22 protein-coding genes, 1 pseudogene and 1 other annotated feature are annotated in these 24,027 nt (G+C 38.4%); of the genes and pseudogenes, 11 read left to right on the forward strand and 12 right to left on the reverse strand.

Going from position 1 to position 24,027, the window contains the following annotated elements:
- The first annotated feature begins 59 nt into the window (after nucleotides 1-59).
- From SB660_RS11305 to guaA, 4 genes are all read left to right on the forward strand, one after another.
- The gene (locus SB660_RS11305; protein ID WP_410582581.1) at nucleotides 60-1,022 is read left to right on the forward strand and encodes an AAA family ATPase; all 963 of its coding nucleotides are present in this window, start codon (nucleotides 60-62) and stop codon (nucleotides 1,020-1,022) included.
- A 101-nt stretch (nucleotides 1,023-1,123) separates the two neighbouring features.
- Nucleotides 1,124-2,209 carry a DUF58 domain-containing protein gene (locus tag SB660_RS11310; RefSeq protein ID WP_410582583.1) on the forward strand — a complete coding sequence of 362 codons (1,086 nt, stop codon included), beginning with the start codon at nucleotides 1,124-1,126 and terminating at the stop codon, nucleotides 2,207-2,209.
- A 9-nt stretch (nucleotides 2,210-2,218) separates the two neighbouring features.
- Nucleotides 2,219-4,423: a transglutaminase TgpA family protein gene (locus tag SB660_RS11315; protein WP_410582585.1), complete on the forward strand. Its 2,205-nt coding sequence runs from the start codon at nucleotides 2,219-2,221 to the stop codon at nucleotides 4,421-4,423.
- A gap of 186 nt (nucleotides 4,424-4,609) precedes the next feature.
- Nucleotides 4,610-6,151 carry a glutamine-hydrolyzing GMP synthase gene (gene guaA, locus SB660_RS11320; RefSeq protein WP_211063803.1) on the forward strand — a complete coding sequence of 514 codons (1,542 nt, stop codon included), beginning with the start codon at nucleotides 4,610-4,612 and terminating at the stop codon, nucleotides 6,149-6,151.
- Nucleotides 6,152-6,231: 80 nt separating this feature from the next.
- On the opposite strand, the gene SB660_RS11325 is transcribed toward guaA, so the two are convergent.
- The 5 genes from SB660_RS11325 to SB660_RS11345 all read right to left on the reverse strand — a co-directional run bounded on the left by SB660_RS11325 (nucleotide 6,232) and on the right by SB660_RS11345 (nucleotide 12,520).
- On the reverse strand, nucleotides 6,232-6,717 hold the full coding sequence (locus SB660_RS11325; protein WP_410582587.1) for a YbaK/EbsC family protein: 486 nt from the start codon (nucleotides 6,715-6,717) through the stop codon (nucleotides 6,232-6,234).
- Nucleotides 6,718-6,732: 15 nt separating this feature from the next.
- Entirely contained in the window at nucleotides 6,733-7,815 is a 1,083-nt protein-coding gene (locus tag SB660_RS11330) for a helix-turn-helix domain-containing protein (protein WP_410582589.1), read from the reverse strand.
- A complete protein-coding gene (locus tag SB660_RS11335) occupies nucleotides 7,816-9,477 on the reverse strand; it encodes a 2-isopropylmalate synthase (RefSeq protein ID WP_410582591.1) in 1,662 nt (553 codons plus the stop codon).
- A gap of 56 nt (nucleotides 9,478-9,533) precedes the next feature.
- Nucleotides 9,534-9,799, reverse strand: a binding site (T-box leader).
- A gap of 243 nt (nucleotides 9,800-10,042) precedes the next feature.
- Nucleotides 10,043-10,930 (reverse strand): helix-turn-helix domain-containing protein, encoded by an 888-nt coding sequence (locus SB660_RS11340; protein WP_410582593.1) that lies wholly within the window; start codon nucleotides 10,928-10,930, stop codon nucleotides 10,043-10,045.
- Between the two features lie 372 nt (nucleotides 10,931-11,302).
- A complete protein-coding gene (locus SB660_RS11345; RefSeq protein ID WP_058015546.1) occupies nucleotides 11,303-12,520 on the reverse strand; it encodes an MFS transporter in 1,218 nt (405 codons plus the stop codon).
- Nucleotides 12,521-12,739: 219 nt separating this feature from the next.
- On the opposite strand from SB660_RS11345, the gene SB660_RS11350 reads away from it, so the two are divergent.
- Both SB660_RS11350 and SB660_RS11355 read left to right on the forward strand, forming a co-directional pair.
- Nucleotides 12,740-13,183 (forward strand): Lrp/AsnC family transcriptional regulator, encoded by a 444-nt coding sequence (locus SB660_RS11350; RefSeq protein ID WP_144525949.1) that lies wholly within the window; start codon nucleotides 12,740-12,742, stop codon nucleotides 13,181-13,183.
- Nucleotides 13,182-13,521, forward strand: a pseudogene (locus tag SB660_RS11355) (GNAT family N-acetyltransferase); the annotation flags it as partial. The gene SB660_RS11350 and the pseudogene SB660_RS11355, both read left to right, overlap by 2 nt.
- A 113-nt stretch (nucleotides 13,522-13,634) precedes the next feature.
- Here the strand turns inward: SB660_RS11355 and SB660_RS11360 are convergent.
- From SB660_RS11360 to SB660_RS11385, 6 genes are all read right to left on the reverse strand, one after another.
- Complete coding sequence (locus SB660_RS11360) at nucleotides 13,635-14,462, reverse strand: hypothetical protein (protein ID WP_410582596.1); 828 nt, start codon at nucleotides 14,460-14,462, stop codon at nucleotides 13,635-13,637.
- Between the two features lie 17 nt (nucleotides 14,463-14,479).
- The gene (locus tag SB660_RS11365) at nucleotides 14,480-15,208 is read right to left on the reverse strand and encodes a CPBP family intramembrane glutamic endopeptidase (RefSeq protein WP_410582598.1); all 729 of its coding nucleotides are present in this window, start codon (nucleotides 15,206-15,208) and stop codon (nucleotides 14,480-14,482) included.
- A gap of 95 nt (nucleotides 15,209-15,303) precedes the next feature.
- Complete coding sequence (locus SB660_RS11370) at nucleotides 15,304-15,714, reverse strand: hypothetical protein (protein WP_058015543.1); 411 nt, start codon at nucleotides 15,712-15,714, stop codon at nucleotides 15,304-15,306.
- A 5-nt stretch (nucleotides 15,715-15,719) separates the two neighbouring features.
- Nucleotides 15,720-16,172: a LytTR family DNA-binding domain-containing protein gene (locus SB660_RS11375; protein WP_410582600.1), complete on the reverse strand. Its 453-nt coding sequence runs from the start codon at nucleotides 16,170-16,172 to the stop codon at nucleotides 15,720-15,722.
- 5 nt (nucleotides 16,173-16,177) lie between these two features.
- Nucleotides 16,178-16,738 (reverse strand): GNAT family N-acetyltransferase, encoded by a 561-nt coding sequence (locus SB660_RS11380; RefSeq protein ID WP_410582602.1) that lies wholly within the window; start codon nucleotides 16,736-16,738, stop codon nucleotides 16,178-16,180.
- Nucleotides 16,739-16,742: 4 nt separating this feature from the next.
- A complete protein-coding gene (locus tag SB660_RS11385) occupies nucleotides 16,743-16,928 on the reverse strand; it encodes a Fe3+ hydroxamate ABC transporter substrate-binding protein (protein ID WP_410582604.1) in 186 nt (61 codons plus the stop codon).
- A 179-nt stretch (nucleotides 16,929-17,107) separates the two neighbouring features.
- Between SB660_RS11385 and SB660_RS11390 the strand changes: the two genes are divergently transcribed.
- Nucleotides 17,108-17,653 carry a sigma-70 family RNA polymerase sigma factor gene (locus tag SB660_RS11390; protein WP_410582606.1) on the forward strand — a complete coding sequence of 182 codons (546 nt, stop codon included), beginning with the start codon at nucleotides 17,108-17,110 and terminating at the stop codon, nucleotides 17,651-17,653.
- Nucleotides 17,622-19,067 (forward strand): DUF4179 domain-containing protein, encoded by a 1,446-nt coding sequence (locus SB660_RS11395; RefSeq protein WP_180309466.1) that lies wholly within the window; start codon nucleotides 17,622-17,624, stop codon nucleotides 19,065-19,067. The genes SB660_RS11390 and SB660_RS11395 overlap by 32 nt, the downstream gene beginning before the upstream one ends.
- Nucleotides 19,068-19,085: 18 nt before the next feature.
- Here the strand turns inward: SB660_RS11395 and SB660_RS11400 are convergent, their stop codons facing one another.
- Nucleotides 19,086-20,273 (reverse strand): MFS transporter, encoded by a 1,188-nt coding sequence (locus tag SB660_RS11400; protein WP_410582608.1) that lies wholly within the window; start codon nucleotides 20,271-20,273, stop codon nucleotides 19,086-19,088.
- A gap of 101 nt (nucleotides 20,274-20,374) precedes the next feature.
- On the opposite strand from SB660_RS11400, the gene SB660_RS11405 reads away from it, so the two are divergent.
- From SB660_RS11405 to SB660_RS11415, 3 genes are all read left to right on the forward strand, one after another.
- Nucleotides 20,375-21,271 carry a LysR family transcriptional regulator gene (locus tag SB660_RS11405; RefSeq protein ID WP_410582610.1) on the forward strand — a complete coding sequence of 299 codons (897 nt, stop codon included), beginning with the start codon at nucleotides 20,375-20,377 and terminating at the stop codon, nucleotides 21,269-21,271.
- A gap of 1,074 nt (nucleotides 21,272-22,345) precedes the next feature.
- Nucleotides 22,346-23,197, forward strand: coding sequence for a hypothetical protein (locus tag SB660_RS11410; protein WP_410582612.1), 852 nt, complete (start codon nucleotides 22,346-22,348; stop codon nucleotides 23,195-23,197).
- A 70-nt stretch (nucleotides 23,198-23,267) separates the two neighbouring features.
- On the forward strand, nucleotides 23,268-24,020 hold the full coding sequence (locus SB660_RS11415) for a S8 family serine peptidase (RefSeq protein ID WP_410582614.1): 753 nt from the start codon (nucleotides 23,268-23,270) through the stop codon (nucleotides 24,018-24,020).
- The last annotated feature ends 7 nt before the right edge of the window (nucleotides 24,021-24,027 follow it).

Here is a 24,027-nt window from a genome sequence, read left to right on the forward strand (position 1 = left end):
CGTTGTATGGTAAAGTTAGACTATATGAAATTTAACGGAAACGTGATAGGAGGATCAGGATGGCATTTGATGAACCAATGCATTCAGATTTTAAAAAAATCGTAGATAACATCAATAAAGTCATGGTTGGGAAGAAAGACATTGCGATATTAAGCCTTGTTGCGATTTTGGCGAAGGGGCATGTGCTGCTAGAGGATGTGCCTGGTGTTGGAAAGACGATGATGGTTCGTGCTTTGGCAAAATCGATTGGCTGTGAGTTTAAGCGAATCCAATTCACTCCTGACCTTTTGCCATCTGACGTAACAGGTGTGTCGATTTATAATAAAAAGACAAATGAATTTGAATTTAGGCAAGGACCCATTATGGGACAGATTATTTTGGCTGATGAGATCAACCGGACCTCTCCAAAAACACAGTCTGCATTGCTCGAAGCGATGGAGGAAGGCAGTGTCACAGTGGACGGAGAAACAATGCTGCTTGCTGATCCTTTTTTCGTCATGGCTACGCAGAATCCAGTCGAATATGAAGGGACTTATCCACTGCCAGAAGCACAAATGGACCGTTTTTTATTCAAGCTGCAAATGGGGTATCCGACCATGCTGGAAGAGCTGGAGGTACTCAACTTGCAGGAAAAACAGTCCCCGATTGATACGCTCCAAGCAGTGATGACAAAGGATCATATCCATGCGCTGCAGCAAACGGTTCAGACCATTCATGTGGATGCATCCATTAAAGAATATATTGTGGAAATTGCACAAGCGACTCGTCAGCATCCATCTGTTTATCTAGGTGTGAGTCCAAGGGGATCGATCGCCCTCATGAAAGCGGCTCAGGCGTATGCACTGTTGAACAGGCGAGATTATGTGATTCCTGATGATGTACAGTATTTGGCGTCTTATACATTACCGCATCGAATGATTTTGACATCAGAAGCGACGTATGAAGGGAAGAAGGCGGAGACACTGCTGCGACAAATGCTTGAGCAAATTGGCGTGCCAGTTCAAAAGTCGATGAGTCAATGAAATTAGGTCATCGTTTCGCTTTTACATTATGGTTACGGGTGATGATGCTCATCATTCTCACTGCCGCAGTCTTTTGTTATGCCATGTTTCAGGGAGGATTTGTGAGTTGGTTCCTTTTTTATGCATTTTTACCATATGCATTGTATGCTTTGCTGTTTGCGCTCGTTCCGCTGAGAGTGACAGCGAAAAGGACTTTACAACAAGCTCACTTGAAGGCGGGAGACGTGCTGCCTGTTGACCTTGAAATCAAGCGGACAAATCTATTTCCATACGTTTACGTCTTGATTGAGGATGATCCGCCAGACACCTTTCATTTACAGGAACAAATTGAAATGAAGCAAATACTGTTTCCTTGGTTTCGGAAAACGTGGCGTTTTTCCTATCAATTGAATGATGTCATGCGCGGGGAACATCATTTGTCAGCAGTTCGAATCAAAACGGGTGATATGTTTGGTTTTGTGGAGAAAGAAGTCATCATCCCGTTAGAAAAAAAGCTGCTTGTTTATCCGAAAATGCTCGATCTTCAGGTGGAGTCTGCTGAGTCATTGAATGAAAATGGAGGCAAAGCGGTTCACTCGTGGTTAAATGAACCGACCCATGTGACAACAGGTGTAAGGGAATATCAGCAAGGCGACCGTTTTGCCTGGGTGGACTGGAAGACGACAGCTAGAAGAGGCCAGCTGATGACGAAGGAGTTTGAACAGAATCAAACAAAGGATCTTGTCATGTTTGCTGATTTTACCGATGAAGCGGTTTTTGAGACCGTCGTGTCTATTGCAGCGTCTGTCCTCCAATCGGCAGTGAAAAAAGGGGTTCCGGCAGGCCTTGTCCCACTTGGTGATCAGCGTGTCTTTCGAGTGGATCAAGGAGAATCTCATTTGCAGGACATGCTTTACTTTTTAACAAGGGTGCAGCATCATCCTTCTCGCGTACTCGAATATAAAGCGTTCGCGGCGCGTGAGTACCAATACGCTGGAAAATATGTCATTACGGGTCATCTGCATGAAGAGCTTGCTGCGAGCCTCTTTGGAAATCGACACAGAAAGAACATCACTGTTCTTTTAGTGAAGAGAGCCGTGGATCGATTCACGACAAAAGAAAAACAGCTTGTAGACCGGCTCAAGGCATCTGGAATATGCACGACCGTTTTATTTGAAGACCGGCTGCACGAAGGAACTGTGAGGTGACAAACATTTATGCTGCATACGCATCAGCGGCAAAGCCGTTTTGAGTTGTTCATCTATTATGCTGTAGCATTCCTGCTGCTTTGGGAGTGGCTTCGACCGCTTCAAGATTTTACAGAGACGAGTCATACGTCTTATTTCATCATTTTTATAGGGCTTACATGTTTGTTTACATTCTTTCGTTTGAAGTGGTATGTGACGTTTCCTATTTGTACCGGCTTGATTTTGCTCGCCTTATATTTGATTTTTTATCAAGCAGAGCCAAGCTATCCGGCTCCATTATTTGCTGATATCAAAGATAATATCACCTTGATGAGCACAGGCATGTGGAGTGACATGTATCCCTCCTTCCGCACATTATTGTTTTATATTTTGCTATGGCTGCTTGTCTACTTGCTGCATTATTGGGTGGTCTATCAGCAGCGTATCTTTTTCTTTTTACTTATGACGATTGTGTATGTCACGATTCTGGATACGTTTACGCCATATGATGCAACCTTTGCGATCGTTCGTATTATGGTGTTTGGTTTTTGTTTGCTTGGGTTGCTGTATTTCGATCGACTGCGTTCGACTGAAGGCATTCGGGTATCACAGAAGGCGCGTCTAAAGTGGTTTTTGCCTATGCTGGCGCTCGTTCTTCTGTCAGCGACACTCGGCGCTTCTTTACCAAAGTCTGATCCGAAATGGCCTGATCCTGTCCCATTTTTTAAGGCGGTGACGAATCAAGATGGCTCTGCCGGACAGAATAAGGTGGGATATAGTACAGATGATTCATCGCTTGGCGGACCATTTAGTGAGGACCGCACACCGGTCTTTAAATGGAGCGGGAAGGAACCCTCCTACTTTCGTGTCGAAACAAAGAGCATCTACACCGGAAAGGGCTGGGAGGATGCCTCAAATGATACGAAACCTACGCGGCTAAAAGAGGACAGTGTACCGAATCGCTGGTTTACCGAGCGTGTAAAAACAGAGATGCACGAAACGAGAGTCGATATGGAATCGAATTATCGTTTTAATCATGCCGTCTATCCGATTGGGACAATCACACTGACGCCAATGGAAAACATTCCGCTGCAAATGATGGGGAAAACGGAGAAAATCGTCCCATCCATTCAAAATCCGCCGAAAAATTTAGGGAACTACCAAGTCACCTTTTTGTCTCCTACATTTATCCTTGAGGATTTGCAGAGAATCAAAGTACCGACAAAGAAGCAGGTCAATCAGGAGGTTGGCCGTGAATACTTACAGCTTCCTTCCTCATTGCCAGAGCGTGTGAAAACATTGGCAAACAGCTTAACGGAAACGAAGGATAATATGTACGATAAGGCTAAAGCGATTGAGGATTACTTAGGATCTGCGAAGTTTTCATATGAAACGCAAAATGTTGCTGTGCCTAGTCGTCAAGAAGATTATGTGGATCAATTTTTGTTTGATACGATGATCGGCTACTGTGATAACTTTTCAACCTCTATGATTGTACTGCTTCGTTCCATTGGGATTCCGGCGAGATGGGTGAAAGGGTACACGTCAGGTCAATTATATGAAACACAGATGGATGGAAACAATGTGTATGAAGTGACCAATAACAATGCGCATTCATGGGTAGAGGTGTATTTTCCAAATAGAGGCTGGGTGACCTTCGAACCGACAAAAGGTTTTACGAACCCAGAGACCTTTACAAATGAATCGGCTTCAAGTGATCAAGCAGATGATGATCAAAAGGAAGAAGATCAGTCTAGCTCCGATGCAAGCGAAGATCAGCAGGCCGAACAGCCGCAGCAGCAGGAGACAGCGCAGACGGCTGAACCAAAGAAACAAACAGCGCAAGCGAAGCCTAATATGGTACATGTTGGTTCAATCCTGGGTTTTGCGGCAGGAGCTATGATCCTTCTAGGCTTGATAAGCTGGATGCTTTATCGATTCAGAGCAAAATGGCTGCCATTCTTTATTGTGAGAAAGGTGAAACGTCTGCCAGAGGAGGAAGCATTCTTCTATGCGTATGCTGCGCTATTAAAGCAGCTGAAGCGCAGGGGAATTGAGAAAAAACCTGGCATGACGCTAAGAGAATTCGCTTCTTTGATCGATGACAGGGATGGAGATCATCGGATGTCAGAGCTGACGCAGCTCTATGAACGGGCACTCTATCGAAGAGAGGATGCGTCGGTGCTTTGGGGGCAATCCGCAAAGTTATGGGAAAATTTAATAAACAGGAGATAGTCTTGACCCCGTACCTTCCTGTTGTTAGAATAGGTGAATATTAAAACCTTCTAAAATACATGAAATTGAAGCGTTCGGATGTGAGTCTGGGCGCTTCAAAAGCGTGATTCACACTGAGAGCAGGTTTTCTCCTCTCATTTTTTCTGTGCGTTTATAAAAAACTATATTGGACATAGAGGTGACACCATGACAAATTTAGTAAATGAAATGATTTTGGTTCTAGACTTCGGCAGTCAGTACAATCAGTTGATCACACGCCGTATTCGTGAATTTGGTGTGTACAGTGAGCTTCATCCGCACACTTTAACTGCTGAAGAAATTAAAGAAATGGCGCCTAAAGGAATCATCCTTTCTGGCGGACCAAACAGTGTTTATGATGAAGGATCTTTCCGCTGTGATGAAAAGATTTTTGATCTAGACATTCCGGTTCTAGGCATTTGCTACGGCATGCAGCTTATGACTCACTATTTAGGCGGGAAAGTAGAAGCAGCTAGCCAGCGTGAATACGGAAAAGCAGATATCCACATTAATGGAACGCCTGCTTTATTCAAAGACCTTCCGACTGATCAAGTCGTTTGGATGAGCCATGGTGACCTCGTTGTTGAAGTACCAGAAGGCTTTACAGTTGATGCAACAAGTGCACATTGTCCAAACTCAGCGATGAGCTTAGCTGAGAAGAATTTCTATGGCGTTCAGTTCCACCCAGAGGTACGTCACTCTGAGTACGGAAATGATCTATTGAAGAACTTTGTCTTCGGCGTATGTGAGTGCGATGGCAAATGGTCAATGGAGAACTTCATTGAAATCGAAATGCAGAAAATCCGTGAAACAGTAGGCGACAAACAAGTATTGTGCGCACTAAGCGGCGGTGTAGATTCATCTGTTGTGGCGGTATTGATCCACAAAGCCATCGGCGATCAGCTGACATGTATTTTCGTTGACCACGGTCTTCTTCGCAAAGGCGAAGCAGAAGGGGTTATGAAAACATTTAGCGAAGGTTTCAACATGAACGTGATTAAAGTAGATGCGAAAGATCGCTTCTTAAACAAGCTAAAAGGTGTGTCTGATCCTGAGCAAAAACGTAAAATCATCGGTAACGAATTCATCTATGTATTCGATGACGAATCGGACAAGCTAAAAGGAATCGACTACTTAGCACAAGGAACACTTTATACAGACATCATTGAGAGTGGTACAGCAACGGCACAAACAATCAAATCTCACCACAACGTTGGCGGTCTTCCAGAAGACATGCAGTTTGAATTGATTGAGCCTTTGAACACGCTATTCAAGGATGAAGTCCGTGCCCTAGGTTCAGAGCTGGGTATTCCTGACGACATCGTCTGGAGACAGCCATTCCCAGGTCCAGGACTAGGTATCCGTGTACTAGGTGAAATTTCTGAAGAAAAACTAGAAATCGTCCGTGAATCGGATGCAATTCTACGCGAAGAAATTGCCAACTTCGGCCTTGAGCGCGACATCTGGCAATACTTCACGGTTCTCCCAGACATCCGCAGCGTAGGTGTCATGGGTGACGCAAGAACATACGATTACACAATCGGTATCCGTGCTGTTACTTCGATTGACGGTATGACGAGTGACTGGGCAAGAATCCCTTGGGATGTACTTGAAAAGATCTCCACTCGTATCGTGAATGAAGTGAAGCATGTGAACCGCGTGGTGTATGATATTACGAGTAAGCCGCCTGCTACGATTGAGTGGGAATAGTTATAATAGAGCTAGAAACCTTTGTGTATCAAGGGTTTCTAGCTCTTTTTTATTTTTAATTGCACTTTCTCCTTCCGTTTTTAATGTGTTAATGAATCGTTCCATCCTTTACACACATCAATCCATTGTGAATAACCGGAGTATTTTTCTAATTGTTTGATTGTGAGTTCAATAGCGCTGTTACTGCTCCCGCAAGCCGGATAGACTGTCTCAAAACGTTTGAGTGAATGATCTAAATAAACAGATACGCCATTCTTTATAGCAAAAGGACATACTCCACCAATTTCATGACCGACCAAGTCAACGACCTCATGAGGAGAAAGCATTTTAGCTTTTGTTTTAAAATATTCCTTGAATTTTTTGTTATCAACTTTTGCATCACCAGAGGTCACAACTAAAATAGCTTGTCTATTTACTAGAAAGGAGAGTGTTTTTGCGATTCTTTCAGGTTCGCAGCCCAATGCAGAAGCAGCTAAGTCTACGGTTGCACTAGATACTGAAAATTCCTGAATCCGAGTATCCATATCATATTGTTTAAAATAATCTTTTACTTTCTTGATCGACATGATGATTTCTCCTTTTTATGAGTATTGATTTGAAGTTTGCTCGACTTTATTATTTAAACGATATTGATGTGGTGTTATGTGAAACTTTTTCTTAAATAAACGAATGAAATGCTCTACATTTTGATAACCAACAGCTGTCGCAATATCATCTATTTTTAAATCACTACCAGTGATCATTTGGCAGGCTTTCTCCAATCTTATTTCTTGTCGGATCTCACTAAATGATTTGCCAAGTTTACGAGCTATATATTTTGACAGATACGATTGTGAAAGGTTAAATTCCTCTGCCATCTCTTGTATTGTTATATGCTCACAACATTGCTGAATATATTGGAGCATTTGAATCATACGTATATCACTATATTGTTTGACCTGATTTACGTTCATATGACTTGGTTTGAATCTTAATAAGAGACATAATAAGATCTCAAACAAATTATTCATAATCAACTGGTAACCAGGAAACCGATTGTGATTTTCTGTAAATAGTTGAAGAGAGCAGTCTAGCAAATTTTTATCCAAGCGACTATGGAAAATAAGAATATGTTTATTTTCTTTTATATACAATGCATTCAAAAAGAACTCTGATATGACATGATTGCCTTTTAACATTTTAAAAAACACTTTTTGAAAAGTACTTTTACGGATCATGATTTGGATTGCGATTGTATTCTCCATTACAATTGGCTTGTGTATTGTGTCAGGTGGAATAAAGACAATATCTCCTGATTTTAAAGCCAATTTTTTATCTTCCACTTCTACATACATCTCATTTTCTAGAACATAGATCATCTCAAAAAAATCATGGATAGCCGACAATTGAGGCATAAAACGGCTATACTTTCTCACTTCGATATCATTCTCCTGACCTAACCACATGGTATCCTCTTTTTCAAATTCGTTCTGCCCTTTTAGCAAAAATTCTTCTATATATATTTGTTTATGCATGAAATTGTTTTGATCATAATCCTTCAAAAATAATTGCAATGATTGATTGTCATGCTTTTTCTGCTGGTATTGTTGATAAAAGATTTCTTGCTCGTTATATTCTCTTAAAAATCGCATTGCTTCATGTTTTTCAAGTTTATCTTTTTCCATCTACATCCAAACCTCTAGTCTATTTACTGCAACCACCAGGGCCTTCACTGTTGCTTCTATAATATCTTGATCAATCCCAGCACCCCAATGCATTTTTCCTTGATATGAAATACCAATCTGTGCACAGGCTTTTGCTTGAGAATCCTTGCCCAAAGAATTCTGTTCATAGACTTCCAAAACATACTCGAGATGAAAGTGTGCTTTTAACGCATGACTGATTGCATCTAAACTTCCAGTGCCAGTTCCTTGTATTTCAATTTGTTGATGATCTCTCAGCAAAGTTAAGGTGACTTCCAGCTTCTCTCCTTTATAAAATTGATAATCAAGCAGCTGGAAATGAGGGTGGAAATCAACATACTGCTTTTCAAAAACATGATATATTTCTTCGACAGACAATTCCCTATTTGTCTGATCAGATACTTTCTTTGCTGCATATCCCATGGCTTCATTCATTTGATAAGGAAGTTGAATGCCATAATTTGTTTCTAGTATATAGCCTATGCCACCTTTTCCAGACTGGCTATTGATTCGAATCACATCCGTTTGATAATTCCTCCCCAAGTCAACTGGATCTACTGGGATATACGGAACGTCCCATTTATCAACATGATTTTCCTTTCTATATTTCATACCTTTAGATATCGCATCTTGATGTGACCCAGAGAATGCGGTGAAAACCATTTCCCCAGAATAGGGCTGCCTCTCAGGAACAGTGATTTTTGTTAGTTTTTCATATTTTTTACGAATCGCTTCTAGGTTATTGAAATTCAATTTTGGATCATAACCTTGTGAATACATATTCATCGCCAAGGTAATCAAGTCAACGTTCCCTGTACGTTCACCGATACCAAATAATGTACCTTCGACTCTTTCTGCGCCAGCCAGAACACCAAATTCTGCATCACTCACCCCAGAGCCGCGGTCATTATGAGGATGAACAGATAATGTCACACTGTCTCGGTAAGACAGATTTTTGTGTATATACTCAATCTGACTTGCAAAGATATGAGGCATTGAATATTCAACTGTTGTCGGAATATTGATGATTGCTTTATGAGTTGGTGTCGGTTTCCAAATATCTAAAACACTCTTACATATATCTAACGCATAATCCACTTCTGTTCCTGGAAAGCTTTCAGGACTATATTGAAAATAAATATCGCTTTCTGTTTTTTCGGCCAGTTCTTTTACTAAAATAGCTCCATCAATTGCAATTTGTTTAATTTCATCTTTTGATTTCTTAAATACTTGTCTGCGCTGCGCTTCTGAAGTCGAATTATATAAATGAACAATCGCTTTCGGTACCCCCTTAATGGCTTCGAAGGTACGGCGGATAATATGCTCTCTCGCTTGCGTGATCACCATAATCGTGACATCGTCTGGAATCATATGTTGATCAATCAGTGTCCGTAATAGCTTAAACTCCGTATCAGAAGCAGCTGGAAATGCGATTTCAATTTCTTTAAAACCTATCTCTACTAGTAACTGGAACATTTCCAATTTTTCTTCTAAGTTCATAGGAATAGGTAATGCTTGATTTCCATCCCGTAAGTCCACACTGCACCATATCGGAGCACTTTCTAATGTTTCGTTCTTGACCCAATCATAAGTAAGGTTCGGTGGCAAAAAGTATTTCTTTTCGTATTTTTTGTGGTTAAACATCATCGATTCCTCCTGTAATTGGAATATAAAAAAAGCCTATCATCTCCAAGATTTAACTTGGAGACGAAAGACTTCTTCTTACGCGGTACCACCCCTGTTTCATGATAACCATACATTATCATGCCCTTATTCGGATACAGATTGTTATATCTTATATCCTTCCCATATAACGGTGGGGTGCCGACCTTAACTACATCAATCCTTTTTCATTTCGCTAAGGCTACTCTAAGGTGAGTTCCCTGCCTTTTTGTAATTGCTTCTCATCAACCAGCAACTTTCTGAAAACATTTCGGCAAGTACTATTCCTTATCATCGCATTCTAATTTTTCTGATTTTTTCTATTATACCAAGTTTACAAAAAAGAGATAGTGGTAGGGATATCTTTTTTAATTGATTTTTTTTGTCCTATGGGTGTCTTATCTTCATTTTACTTCTGCTTTAATGTGGTATCCTCTTCACCAAATAAAAATCCGAGGCCACAAATAAAGGTAAGTGAATTCACAGCGAACAATAAAATCGCACCAATTTTTTTCATGGCAATCAATCTCCTCTTCACTTCAGTCTGTTAGCCTTCAAAATTTAAATTCACTGGTTCATCCTCTAAATGATCCACAGTATTTTGTTCTGTCACTGGCACACTTTCATCTACAATTTTAAAACTAAGTTCGTCCATCCAAATTTGACCTGGGCCTTGTAGTAATATGCCAAACGCAATGACTTCACTTTTTACTGGAACATCTAGTACGACACTAAAATGATTCCATCCATTTGTTCCTGTAATGGGACGGTTCATCATGTTGTCAAACGCAAGAACTTCACCTGAAGAATGGTCAATCCTCATCCATAAACCAGCTGAGCCTTTCACATCTTCGCTTTTAACAAAAGCAGAAAATTGAAGCCGTTCTCCTCGATAACGATCAGACTTAATTTGCTGCATCAATGTTGCGAAACCTCCAGCTTTTTTATCTTTTGATTTTAAATAAGCGGAGTTAGTCCCACTGTGTACAATTTTGTTATCCAAACCTGTTTCATAGTCAGATGGGGTATCCCCCGTCATAATCCAGCCAGTAGGTGTGTTCTGATGATCAGCCATATTTGTTTCCTCCTCATTAATCACATTTCTTAATAATTTCCGATAACGTGCGGGTGACATGTCATATATCTTCTTAAAGGCTCTAGTGAAGGATTCCTGAGAACTAAATCGATACTGCAATGCGATGTCAATCGCCCGTTGGTCTGTATGAATTAAATCCTTCGCCGCTTGGGTCATCCGTCGTTCCCGTATATAATCAACCACTGACTTCTTAATCACTTTTTTGAACATACGATGAAAATGAAACCTAGAATAACCAGCATGTTTCGCTAGAGTTTGTAGCGGTAAATCGTCTTTTAGATGTTGTTCAATATAATTCAATGTTTCTTGAATCGTTTTTTCATGTTCTTGATAGGACAATCGAGCACCTCCTTGCTTTACGAGTTTAGTATAGCGGAAATCATCTTTTAGAAACTTGACTTTTTGTGCTATGTTGCAAGATCAAAGAACGGGGAAAAGCATTTTAAGAAATAAATAAGAAAATTTTGTACCTTCCTGTTGTTCGTATAGGTGAATATGAAAGCCATCTAAAATACATGAAATTGAAGCGTCGGATATGAGTCTGGTCGATTCAAAGTGTGATTCACGCTGAAGGCAGGTTTTTTCTCTTATTTATTCTGTCAAAACGATATGGAACAGCAACGTAGGCATCTAAATCTCAATCGTATCGTAAATGAAGAGAAGTATATGAACCGATATGAAGGTGAAGCCACTTACTGAAATAAGAGGATTCTAACTCTTTTTCGTTTTTAAAGGAAATCCATAAACATTTGCACGAAACACTACTAGTAATCCAAGTGCAATGAGGAATACCATGACCAATGGAATAGAACTTACGTCAAATGATTCCATCAGAATGGCTCCAATTGCACTCCCGCCGCCAATAGCCAGGTTCCAAACAGTAACAAGCATAGATTGAGCAAGATCAGTACCTTGTTTCGCATGATCTGCTATTGCTGTCTGTGTGAGTGTTGCTGCTCCCCCAAAGGTTAATCCCCATAAAGCAACCGCAACATAAATGATTGCAGGCTGACTAATTCCGATACCTAACGCTAATGATGCCAATCCAAACCCAGCAAGACTCATTAAAACCAAAGTACGTAATATTCGTTCAATGAATATACCTATCATCCAGATTCCAATTAAAGATGTAACGCCAAAAATGAGTAAGACCAAATCAACCCGCTGGGAAAGGCCTGCTTCTGATAGATATGGTGCAATGTAAGTATAAAGTATATTATGGGAAAGTACCCAAGCCAACACAACAAATAGAATGGGACGAACACCAGGAGTAATAAACACCTTGAATAGGCTCGTTCGCTTTTCTGAAGTTTGTCCAGGGAAGTCTGGTATTTTCCAGAAAATCCATAAAATTGATAATACAGCTAGTAATGACATGATACCAAAGACAGTTCTCCAACCAACAAGGGAGCCAAGAAATGTCCCAACAGGTAGACCAAAAGCTAATGCAAAAGAAGTACCAATCATAGCTATAGCCATAGCTTTACCTTTCAATGACTTCGGTGCCATCAGCCGTGCGTATCCCGCTGTCATTCCCCACAGTATTCCCGCCGTTACACCCGCAAAGAAACGAACGATTAGAGTTAAAGTCAGACTAGAAGAAAGGGCTGTAATCGTGTTAAATACAAGGAATCCAGTCATACATAAAAGAAGCAATGGTTTCCTACGCCAACTTTGTGTTGCTGCTGTAAGTGGAATAGCTGCAATGAGTGAGCCCAAAGCATAAGCCGTAACAAGTTGACCTGCTAGGGATTCTGACACACCAAGTCCTTCACTGATCGGTATCAATAGACCTGCTGGCATTGTTTCCGTAAGAACACATATGAATCCAGCCATAGCAAGTGCAATTAAGCCAGCCCAAGGTAGACGTTCTGAAGGTGATGTATAAGGTTTTTGATTTGGTTTAGTTAAATTAAAATGGTTATCCATTTGTAAAAGCCCTCCTGATTAGTTAATGAAATCAATTATACTAACAGGTAGTTGAGTTTTACATATGATAATCAAGGTATTAGTATGTATTTAACTTTGAAATTAAGGAAATTCAATGATATTGGTTTTGAATTATTATATAATGATTTTTAGAGCTTATCATTCTAAATAGTTATGGTGAAATGTCAGTATCATCTAATGATATGGAGGGATTATTACATGGATAGTATTGATAGAAATATATTAGAGTGTTTACAGTCAGATGCTAGGTTGTCAATGACTTCCCTTGGAAGATTGATAGGGCTGTCTCAACCAGCAGTTACGGAAAGAGTGAAAAGATTAGAAGAGCAAGGGGTGATAAAGGGGTATAGTGCTGTCATTTCAAATGAGAAAATTGGAAAACCCATAGTGGCTTTTATCCTTTTCCGAACCACCACATGCAATCATTTTGTTGATTATTGTAAGGAGGCTTCACAAGTAGTAGAATGTCACCGAATTAGCGGAGAATTCAATTATTTGATTAAAGTAGTAGCCGAATCTATAAGGGATCTTGAATTATTTGAAAATGAGAGTATGAAGTATGGGAATTCCACTACATTGATTTCCTTATCATCACCCATAGAAAGCAAACCTTTGATACCAAATTTAATAGAAAATATTTAAGGACAAGCCTCATATGCTAGCTGGCATAATCGAAACAACGGACTTCAATCAAAAAATGAATGCGGTGACGATTGGTTATTTCTTGGCGGAGGAATATTGGGGTAAGGGCATTGCAACAGAAGGGGGTCCCTAAACTAGTGAAATTTATGTTTGAAGAGATTGATATCAATAGAATTCAAGCGGAGGTCAAGCCGGCAAACGAGGTATCAAATAAAGCCCTTTTGAAAAATGGTTTTATCAAAGAAGGGCTGCTTAGACAAGCTGTTTTATGGTCTGGCAAAGAGGTTGTTGATTGGGAAATATATAACATAATAAAAAAAGATTACATGAGTGAATAAGCACGGTAACATGATGTTAAGTATATCGGCTTTTTGTTATGATCTAATTTTTCTGTTTTTCGGACCTCCTTTTAGAAAATAAAAAAGCGAACACTGAGCTCGCTCATTAAGGTTTATTTCATTTCGTTTGAAAATCGAATTTGTTTATCTTTTAGTTCATTATAAAATGTGAAATGTTGTAACTTCAATTCTTCACAGACTTTTTTGATGATCCATTTGCCTCGTTCTTCAATCCTAAGATTTACTTTATGTAGGTACTCACTTAATTCTTGTTCATTTTGAGGTTTTAAATGATTGTAATTTCCTATGCTATCAAAATGTCCTTTCCAAAATTCACTCACTGTCCATTCTTCATCATTATTCACATAAGGTTGAAGGAAATATCGTTCGACGAACTGTTTCCAACATCCTAATGGTTGAAAGAATTCAAAAAGTGAATACATCGTCACATCCCAATAATCTTGAGAAAATAAATAACGACCCGAATTCATCCAATGTGGTAATACGGTGAAATTTCCAATGCAGTGGGTGGAAGTAGCGAATTTTTCAAACTCAAGTTTGAGATGACTATCCGAATTTATTTTTTTAGAATGATTGAAAGTCGTAATGAACGAATTCATTGTTTCTCCACGGAGCAAATTGTGACGATCTAAAGAAAGCTGAGATTTAGGCTTTGGCTCATATTCCGTGCTCCAAAGTAATTGATAAATATAAAAAGGTTCTTTATCACAGTCAGCTTTGCGACCAGCTTTTTTGGTGACATTACAGATCCCAATTTCTTTGAGTTTACGACTTTTATAATCTAGTATTAACTCAATTGATGATTTATCTTTTGATATCGGTTCTTTGATATAACTTTGTTTAAAATCCCATTCCCATGGCTTGGTTTCAAGTTCTTCGCATTTTTCAAACCAGCCTTCTATCCATGTGTTTTTCTTCATTTTTTCTCCTCTTTTCCTTATCTAGCGAACACTTTTTCCATTCTTAATCTTCTCCACAACACCACCGCAAGCACAAGCAAGATGACACATTGAATGGATAGTAAAAGCATTTGCATTCCAACAGGCGTATTTCCACTTGTCATTTGATCCACGATATTATGCACCGCGTGCCACATGATGACCCATTGCAGGCTGTTAGTGAGTGCCACAATTTCAGCTGCAACGAATCCAAATAAAAAGGCGAATAAGATTTGTGCCACTGTTAATGTGAGGCTTTTTCCGCTTAGTAGATTAGCAGAATGACCAAGGCCGAATAGTACGGCAGATCCCCAGATGGCGGTACTCAGATTGATCTGTTTTAAATATTGGAACAGGATGCCTCGAAAGATTCCTTCTTCAAACAGACCGACACACACCATGAAGAAACAAAGTGCTATAAAGGAAGAAAGGGTTAGATCCTTATTTAATCCAGCAATAAATGGAATGGCCTCGATGATAAGGATGGGAAATATCCACATACCAAGAGACCCTTTTCGAAACCCTATTTCTTTCAAGTGAAAACGACTTTTTTGAATAATGAATAGAAGTAAAAGACACCCAGCCAGCATCGCACAGCCATTGATGAGATAGATGTTCGTTGGATCGGTTACTTCTTTGATGGATATATAGACGCCTGCACTTGTTGGGATGATTAAAGAAAACAACAGTAGAAGTACTGATTTTCGAATGATTGTGATTGGTTTCATGTTTTGATTCCTCCTCTAACGTCAGAATAGTGGAATCAAGCAGAAGTCACAATTAAATCTTCCTAACATGTCAATATTTAGCCCTAAGATGCACTTTAAGATGTTGTTCGTTTCTTTCGCTGCTTTAAAAGTTCGTTGATTTCCTCAGCAGTTGCTTGATCTTTTTTATACAATAGGTACTTCATCAAAAAGAATAATGCCATGACCACAAGGAAATTCACGATGAACGAAAGGAGACTGATTTCAGCGCTGACGATGATGATGGTGGTCATAATCATACACATCACAAGGACGATATATAGAATTTGTTGAAAAAGAATCCGTTTATGACTGTACGTTTGTTTTGGATATAGCAAGAAGGTCAGGGCGCTTGAAAAAAAGGAACTGAACATGATGGCTTGTAAAATATAGATGGGCATCGTTCCAAACGTGAAACAGTAAATCAATACGAGTGCAGTAAAGATCATACAAAATGTGATCAAAAGATTTGTGATATAACGTTTCATCCTGTTCACTTCCTCCGTAACCCAAGCTTCTCTTTTAATGCTTGAATATAAAAACGTGAAATCATCACTTTTTCTCCATTTGTCAGGTTTGCTTCGAAACGGCCGCTCGTTTTAGGAGAAATAGCCGCGATATAATCAATATTAAGAATCATCGATTTCGAAATCCTGACATAGTCATGCGCCTCAAGTTGCTCTTCGAGTTCAAATAACTTTTCTTTTATGAGAAACACCCCATCTGTCGTATACAAAAACGATCTTTTATCCACGCTTTCTATATATAAGATGTCGTAATAATAAATCTTTTTCGTGTTTTCTTTCTCAGGATCTTTCGCTAGGAAGAAGGGGGCTGATTGCTCCACTTGCTGGACAAGCTTTTCAATCGTCGAACTAAGCTCATAAATGTGAAAAGAAACATATTCTGATTGCGGCTTTTGAATGAAATGAATATCCGTTTTCATTTGTTTTATTCGTAGTCCTTCTTCAAAATCGCATACATATACACATCATCAAACCCATTCTGACCAAAATCATACTCTCTCAATAAACCTTCTCGTACAAAGTCAATCTTCTCCAATAATTGAACAGAGGACGTGTTTGCTGGATCAATGATGGCTTCAATCCGGTTCAGGTTCATCTCCTGAAATCCATATCGTAACACCGCAGCAATCGCTTCCTTCATGATGCCTTTTCTCCAATGATCGTGGTGTAATTCATAGCCAATTTCGGTGCGGTAGTGCTGTTTTTCTAGATTGAGAAAGCCGCAGCTGCCGATGATCGCAGGATCTTCTTTTAAAGAAATGCCCCAGCGGATGCCTGTTTGTTCTTTGAAGATATTGTCATACCACTTGATTTCTCCTTTTGTGTCTTCGATGGATTTATGAGCATCAATGCCCATGTAGCGGCACACGGTTTCATTGGATAAATAGATATGCATATCCTCAGCGTCTTCGATCGTTGCTTGTTTTAAGATTAGTCTTTCGGTATGTATGGTTGGAAATGATTGTGGAAAGTTGATTTTGTTCATTTGGTTATCCTCCATGAGATGTCTTTTGTTCTGTACATGCCTGACAATAAAAAACCCCTTCATTTCTCAGCCAAGCCTTCACCTCTGTCATTCCTCTTCTCTTTGGATAGATCAGCTTAACGTACACTTCTTCGTTTCCTTCTATCTTTTTCTTACAGCTAGCACACGTGGGTTCTTCGAATCGAAACAATCGACATACTCCTTTTTGTAGATATTTCTTCCATTATATCAAAAGTTCAAGTTGCACTTTCGACTCCAATCTTCACTTTCTCTATTTTTATCCGACATATGCTAAGTAAAAGAAATTTCCGTTTGTTGAAACCGTTTGAGAGAAAGCTTGCTCTAACAGGTGTAGGAGGTGTGAGTGAGATGAAGCATGTGCGTCTAATTAAAAAAGCACAAAAAGGGAATGTCCCGGCATTTGAGAAATTAATGCTGATGTATCAGGAGCGTTTATATAAAACGGCTTTTCTCTACACAAGAAATAAAGAGGATTCGTTAGATGCTGTTCAGGAGACGGTATTTAAAGCGTTTAAGCATCTATCTGGCTTGAAAGAACCAGCTTATTTTTCTAGCTGGCTGACTCGGATTTTGATTCATACAATTTTTGCGATGAAGAAAAAGCAGCAAGATGTTGTTCCGTTTGATCAGCAGCACGAAAGCGTTGAGCGGAATGATTTTCTGGAAGACAAGCTAGATTTAAAACATGCACTTGATGTGTTAGACGAGCAATACCAGATTGTGATTCAGCTATTTTATTTTCAAGATTATTCGATTTCGATGATTTCTAAACAGATGGGGTTGCCTGAAGGAACGGTCAAAACTCATTTGTATCGAGCAAGAAAGTTATTAAAGCAAACGTTGGAAAAGGAGGAGAGTGTCGATGGAACGAAAAGAAATGAAAAAGCTTTATGATGAGATTGAAGTACCAAAGGTTGAAGTAACCTCTGCAATTCGCCAAGCAATAGGAGATGTGAAAGCGGAAAAGAAAAGACGTTGGTTCACATGGAATTGGAGAACGCCAATATATTCTGTCATCATACTAATCGTTCTTTATTTTTCATCAGGCTTCCTTTTTCCTTCTCTTAATACAGCGATGGCACGTGTCCCGATTATTGGACAGTTTTATATGATGTTTCACGATAAAGTAGGAATGTCTCTTTTTCAGAGTGATTTGGTGAAGCACGTCAATGAGGGGGCTGAATCAAGAGGGGTTACTGTGAAAGTAAACAGTGTGTACTATGATGCAGGGCGGCTTGTTTATACGTTTACTGTGGAGAATTTCCATACAAAAGAAGATGTTGTATCGTTTAGAGTGAATCCAGAAAAAATCGATGGAAACTTTCAACTGAATTTTGATAAAACAGAGTTAAAAAAATTAAAAGATGGCCGCTATGTTGGGCAGACGGAAGTCTATACAAATGGACAAACGATCAAACAAGGTCAACAAGTACCGCTTGTTATTTCGAAGATTGGGGATATTGTAGGAAATTGGCGCTTCAAGTTACCTGTGGTCAAGCAAAAAACCACTTTATTAGCGGGACAAAAAGACGTGTCTATTTTAAATGGACGTTATCAAATAAGAAACGTAAAGGTAGAAAATGGAGTGAATGGCTCTGCTATTCAATATGCCATTGATTACAATGGTTTTGCCAAAGATGATAAAGTCAGTATAGATGGAATGAAAGATAATTTAGGAAATGAGTATCAGCTTGAGATTGGAACCGTTTTAAGAAAGAAACAACTGACTTCTGACAAAACTAGAAAAGATCATTTGACGATTTTGAATCAACCGATTAATCCAAAGGCGACTGAATTGACATTTTACACGGATGTGAGAAACGAACGAGAATACAGCCACATCATTCCTCTTCAGACAAAGCTGCCTATTCAGTTCAAAACAAAACACCATGGCATCGGAATCAAAATCAATAAGATAGAGCAAAAAGACCGTTCTGTGATCGTTGATTATCAATTTACTGGAGTAGATCAAAAAGAATTAGATCAGGATGTGATGGAGAATATAGGTGAATTCATTGGATTAGGCGATGTTGAAAAGATGAAATCATGGCCCGATCCACAAGCAGACTATGAAAGCGGATATTACTTGAAGGGGAACCATGCGAAAGTGACGAATTTAAAGACAGCTTCCATGCAATCCACCTTTGAATTTGATGATAAGAATCTAGAGACTTTATCATTAAACCATTTTTCTTTTAAAGAATATGGTCTTTATCTTGATTTGTCAGAACTGAATATGTTGGCACCGCACAAAGAAATAAAGGTAACCATTCCAGTCAAAAAAGAAACATCAAAAGCTAGTCAATAAATAAAAGAGCGAACATGGTTATACATGTTCGCTCTTTGTCTGCTTTTGGACCAGCCGATGACGATGGAACGAGTACCGAATCAACATGAATGCGACAAAACTGGCTAAACCGCCAATCCAGCTTAAGTTCGTGACATTTGTATATTGTATAATCACACCGCCCATTGACGATCCGAGCATCATGCCGATATTCATAATCGCTGTATTAAAACTCAGCACGGTTTCTGATGCTTGGGGTTTTAGAGAGATGAGGTAAAACTGTTTCGCCGGAGTTGTCGTCCATGTAGCGATGCCCCATATGGCAAGCGTAATCAAGATGCTTATTGTAGAGAATTGCGTAAAGAATATGGCAAAGAGAGCGAGCATCTGGATCATGATGCTGATCGAGATGGTTCGGCTTGGTCCCCATTGATCAACGGCGAAGCCGCCAAATCGTGAGCCTATAAAAGCAGCGATTCCTAAAATGAGTAAGGCGATACTTGTCATTTCAAGAGAGAAGCCAGCAGTCTGTCGTAATAAAGGCGAGATATAAGCGAATACCATTGTGTAGCCTAAGATCCAAAAGACGGTCGTGGCTAATCCGCTGATCACCCTGCGATCTTGAAGGAGATGTAATTGCTGCTTCAATGGCAGATGTGAATGTCCCTCCATGCGTGGCAGTAATTGATAAAGCAGTAGTAAAAGACAAGCAGTACCTAGTGCAATGATGAGAAAAATATAGTGCCAATCCACATGACCTGATAGAAATGTGCCAATAGGGACACCAAGTACGAGTGAAACGGTAAAACCAGTAATGACCGTTGCCATCGCACTTCCCTTTTTTTCTGGAGGGGCGATCTGCGCTGCATAATTCGTGGCGACGACAATATATAAGCCGCCACTCATGGCCATGATGACTCGGGATAGCAGGAGCAGCACAAAGTGTTGACTAAAAAAGGCGACCACATTGCCTAAAATAAACACAAAAATAGCCGATAACAGAACCTTTTTTCGGTTCAATTTCGATGTTGCCATGACTAAAAAGAGAGCACCTACTGCATAAAAGAGAGAGTAAATGGTGATAAGCTGCCCGGCAGCAGGAATAGAGATGTTTAAATCAACAGAAATCATATCAAGAATGCCTGACACGACGAATTCTGACGTGCCTGTGACGAATGAACCGACAGCTAAAAGAATAATCAATAGCTGATAGGATGTGTTTTTCATTTTTGAACCCTTCCTTCAATTTGATACGTTGTATTTAGTTTAAATTCCGTGCTAACATAAGTAAAATTGATGTTTTTCATGAAGGAGATGAGGGAATACTCATGAGCTTTGTTCGCTTTGATATTATCGCAAAAGTGGTCGAGCTTGGCAGTTTTACCGCAGCAGCTGAAGCATTAAATATGACGCAGTCCGCGGTAAGTCATGCGGTGGCGAGTTTAGAAACGGAGTGGGGGGTGTCCTTATTCATTCGTGATCGAAAAAAGGGCATCATGCTGACAGATATTGGTCAAACGCTTCTCCCGCATATTAGAGAAGTGTTAAATAGGGTGGAGAAGATCCAGCAGGAGATTGCGTTAACGAAAAATATCGAAACGGGCTTGATTCGTATCGGAACTTTTGCCAGTGCATCAGCTTGTTTATTGCCTAAGCTGCTTGTGAGCTATCAGAAAAAGCATCCGAAAATCGATTTTAAATTTTATGAGGGAACGTATGAAGAAATATTGGAGTGGTTAGACTCTGGCATCATTGATGTTGGTTTTGTTGTGAAAGGTCATGCAGATGAAGCCTTTGACTTGCTGCCGCTGATCAAAGATGAGATGGTGGTCGCCTATCATCCAAATCATCGTTTTCACCAGCAGTCCATTGTAGACATCACAGATTTGGCGGATGAACCATTTATTATGCCGACTGGCATGTATCAATCACATGTAGAGGATATTTTTTCTGAGGCTCAATTGAAGCCAGCTACTTTATTTGAAGTACACGATTGTACGACCATTGCTCGTATGGTTGGGGAAGGGCTTGGTGTCACGATAGGTCCTGAGCTGTTTTTAAAAACGCAGCAGCTTGTGCACATTCGACAGTTGAATGTCTCTCATCATCGTGAGGTTGCGCTCGCCTGTCCGTCTCTCTCCCAAGCTTCTCCGGCAGTGAAAGAGTTTTTTCGTGTAGCTGAAACGGTATTTGCAAAAGAGAAGGATTTGGGGAAGGGTGTATAAAGAACTAGATGTGATTTTCCAAATTCGTGTAATAAGACGAATGAAGCGGACATTTCTTTGAAAAATTTTCGCTTTTCGTATTGTGTTTTAAAAATGAAGTTGGTATTTGAATCAATAGACATAGAATTAAAAAGAAGAAGGAAACATTGTTCGACGAACTTTTTCTAGAAGCGTAATTATTGAAAGAATTCAAGTGGTAACATCTCAATAAACTTGAGAAAATAAATAAAGACCCGAACTCAACTAATGTGGTAATAGTGAAATTCCATTACATTGGGTGACAGTAGGGGATTTTTTAAACTTATGATTGATATGGATATCAGAAGTTTGTTTTTTAGAATGATTAAAAGTAATAATAAAGAAATTCATTTTTTCCACAGAGCAAGTTTTAACGATCGAGATAAAGTTGCGGTTTAGAATTTGGTTCATAATCAGTGCACCAAAGTAATTGCTGAAATAAAAAGGTTTGTTATCACAGTCAGCTTTGGGATCAGCTTTTTTTGTGACATTACATATTCCATTTGCTGGTCAAGCTTATCAATCGAATTAAGCTAAGCAACATAATCTGAATGCGGATTTATAAATGAAATAAATATCAGTTTTCATTGATTTTATTTGTAATCCTAGTATTAATGCCACTTTGGTGGCACGCGGTTTCATTTTGATAAGTAGATGTGCGCTTGTCCTCAGTATCTTCGATAGTTGCTTGTTTTAAGATCAGTCTTTCAGCATGTGTCGCTGGAAAAAGATTGTTTATCCACTATGCGATGTTTTTTGTTCTGCACATGCATGCTTTACAATAGAAAATTCCTTCATTCCTCAGTCAAGCCTTTATTTTTGTCATTCTTCTTTTCTTTTTGGAGGGATTTCTTGAATATAAAAATATTGATGGTAAATTATAATAAATTATATTGTTGTAATCCTTATTTTTATTAAGCGGATTATTAAAGTAATACGTGATAATATACATAGTAATCAAAGTGAGATAATATAGATTTTATTTAAAATTTACCCAAATAATGTTGTTTTTTCAAAAAAATGATGATATTGTAGATTTAAAAATGTGAGGTTAGTATGATTAAAAAAATTCATTATGTTATTGAAGCGTGTTTATTAGTAGTTGTTCTAATTTTAGGAGGGATGATACTTAAAAATTATAAAAAAGAAAATCAAGTGGTAGCTAAAATAGGCGAGGAAGAATTAACAATGAAAGATGTTCAAAAAAAATTGCTAGGCAAACCCTATGATACAGCAGTTGATAATCTTATCAACTCTAGTTTAATTGATCAGCAATTCATAAAAGAAAAAGGCGAAATAGCGGATAAAGATAGAATTCTTCAGTTTCCTTACATAAAATTAGCTGATTCTACAAAAAAAAACCTATCTGACAAAGATACAAAAGAATATGTAGATGAATATCTCAAGGTTAAATTCCTAGCTCAAAAATTTCAGTTAATAACAGAGGAAGAAATTGAGAATTTTTTGGAAGAGGAAAAACAATCATTTGGGACAAAGATTTCTAAAATAAAGGTTTTTGAAGGAGAGCATAATCAACTTTCGGAGTTTGAAAGTGAATTAGAGAAAGGGAAACAAATAAACAAAATAGCTGAAGATTTAGATATAAATGGAGAAAATGAAGAAGTTTTTTCTAGTTATAATGAATATGGAATAGATTTCACCGAAATGAAGCAAGGTGAATACAAACATAATATGAATGATTCGAATATTAGTCATGAATCATCGCATAACCACGGTAGTAAACATCAAATTATATATTTATACAAAACTCAAAGTGTAAATAAAAATTTATATAATGTGAAAAAAAACAAATCAATGATATTAAATGTTTACTTCAGTAAAAACTATAATAATATTCGTGCTAAACTTTTAAATAATTTAATGAATAATTATGATATCAAAAAGTAAAATATTTTTTTTTATATTTGTATTATTTGTTGGTAGTATCGTCTATTTAAGTTTTAATGAAAGAGATTTAGTGAAGTTAAAAAAAACTCAAAAAGTTGGTGGGATTGAAAGTCTTGAAATGCCTAGTTGTGAAAATGAGGAATATATCAGAGTTGCAATTCTAGATACACTTAATAGTATAGAAGGAATTAATTATGCTGATGAAATAAATATAGATACTTCTCTAAAAAGCAAGACACATTCTGATGAGATATTGTCTATTGTAAGTTCTCTCACAACAAAAAATACTAAAATTGATTTATTTGTTATATCAGATGAAAAAGGAAAAATTTCAAAAGATTTGGTTTGGGAAAATTTAAAAACAATTCTTGGTAAAGACTATGATGTTGTGAATATGAGTTTTTATTTAAAATCTGGAGATTTAAAAATTGATCAACTCTTAGAGCAGCTGTATAACAAAAATGTCGCACTTGTAAGCTCTTCTGGAAATCAAGGTCTAAAAAAAAATAACTACCCCTCATCTAATACAAAAGTTTTAAGTGTTGGAGGCATAAAAGATACAGGAGAAAAGTGGATTAATTCAAATTATGGTTATATAGATTTTGTTATGCCTGTTCAAATTAAAAGTTATATAGATGGAGAGCAAATAGAGGGAACTTCTGTTTCAGCTGCTATTTTAACAGCATTTATAGCTAATATGAAGAATTGTTTTTTCATTAAAAACAATACTGAATTATATAAAAAATTAGTAGTTCTAGCAGGAAAAACAGAAAGAGATTCACAGATTGGTTATGGTCAACCGAATTATAAAAATATGAGGTGAAGTATGT

It is taken from the genome of Bacillus sp. SIMBA_005, from assembly GCF_046535585.1.
Classification (GTDB): domain Bacteria; phylum Bacillota; class Bacilli; order Bacillales; family Bacillaceae; genus Bacillus; species Bacillus pumilus.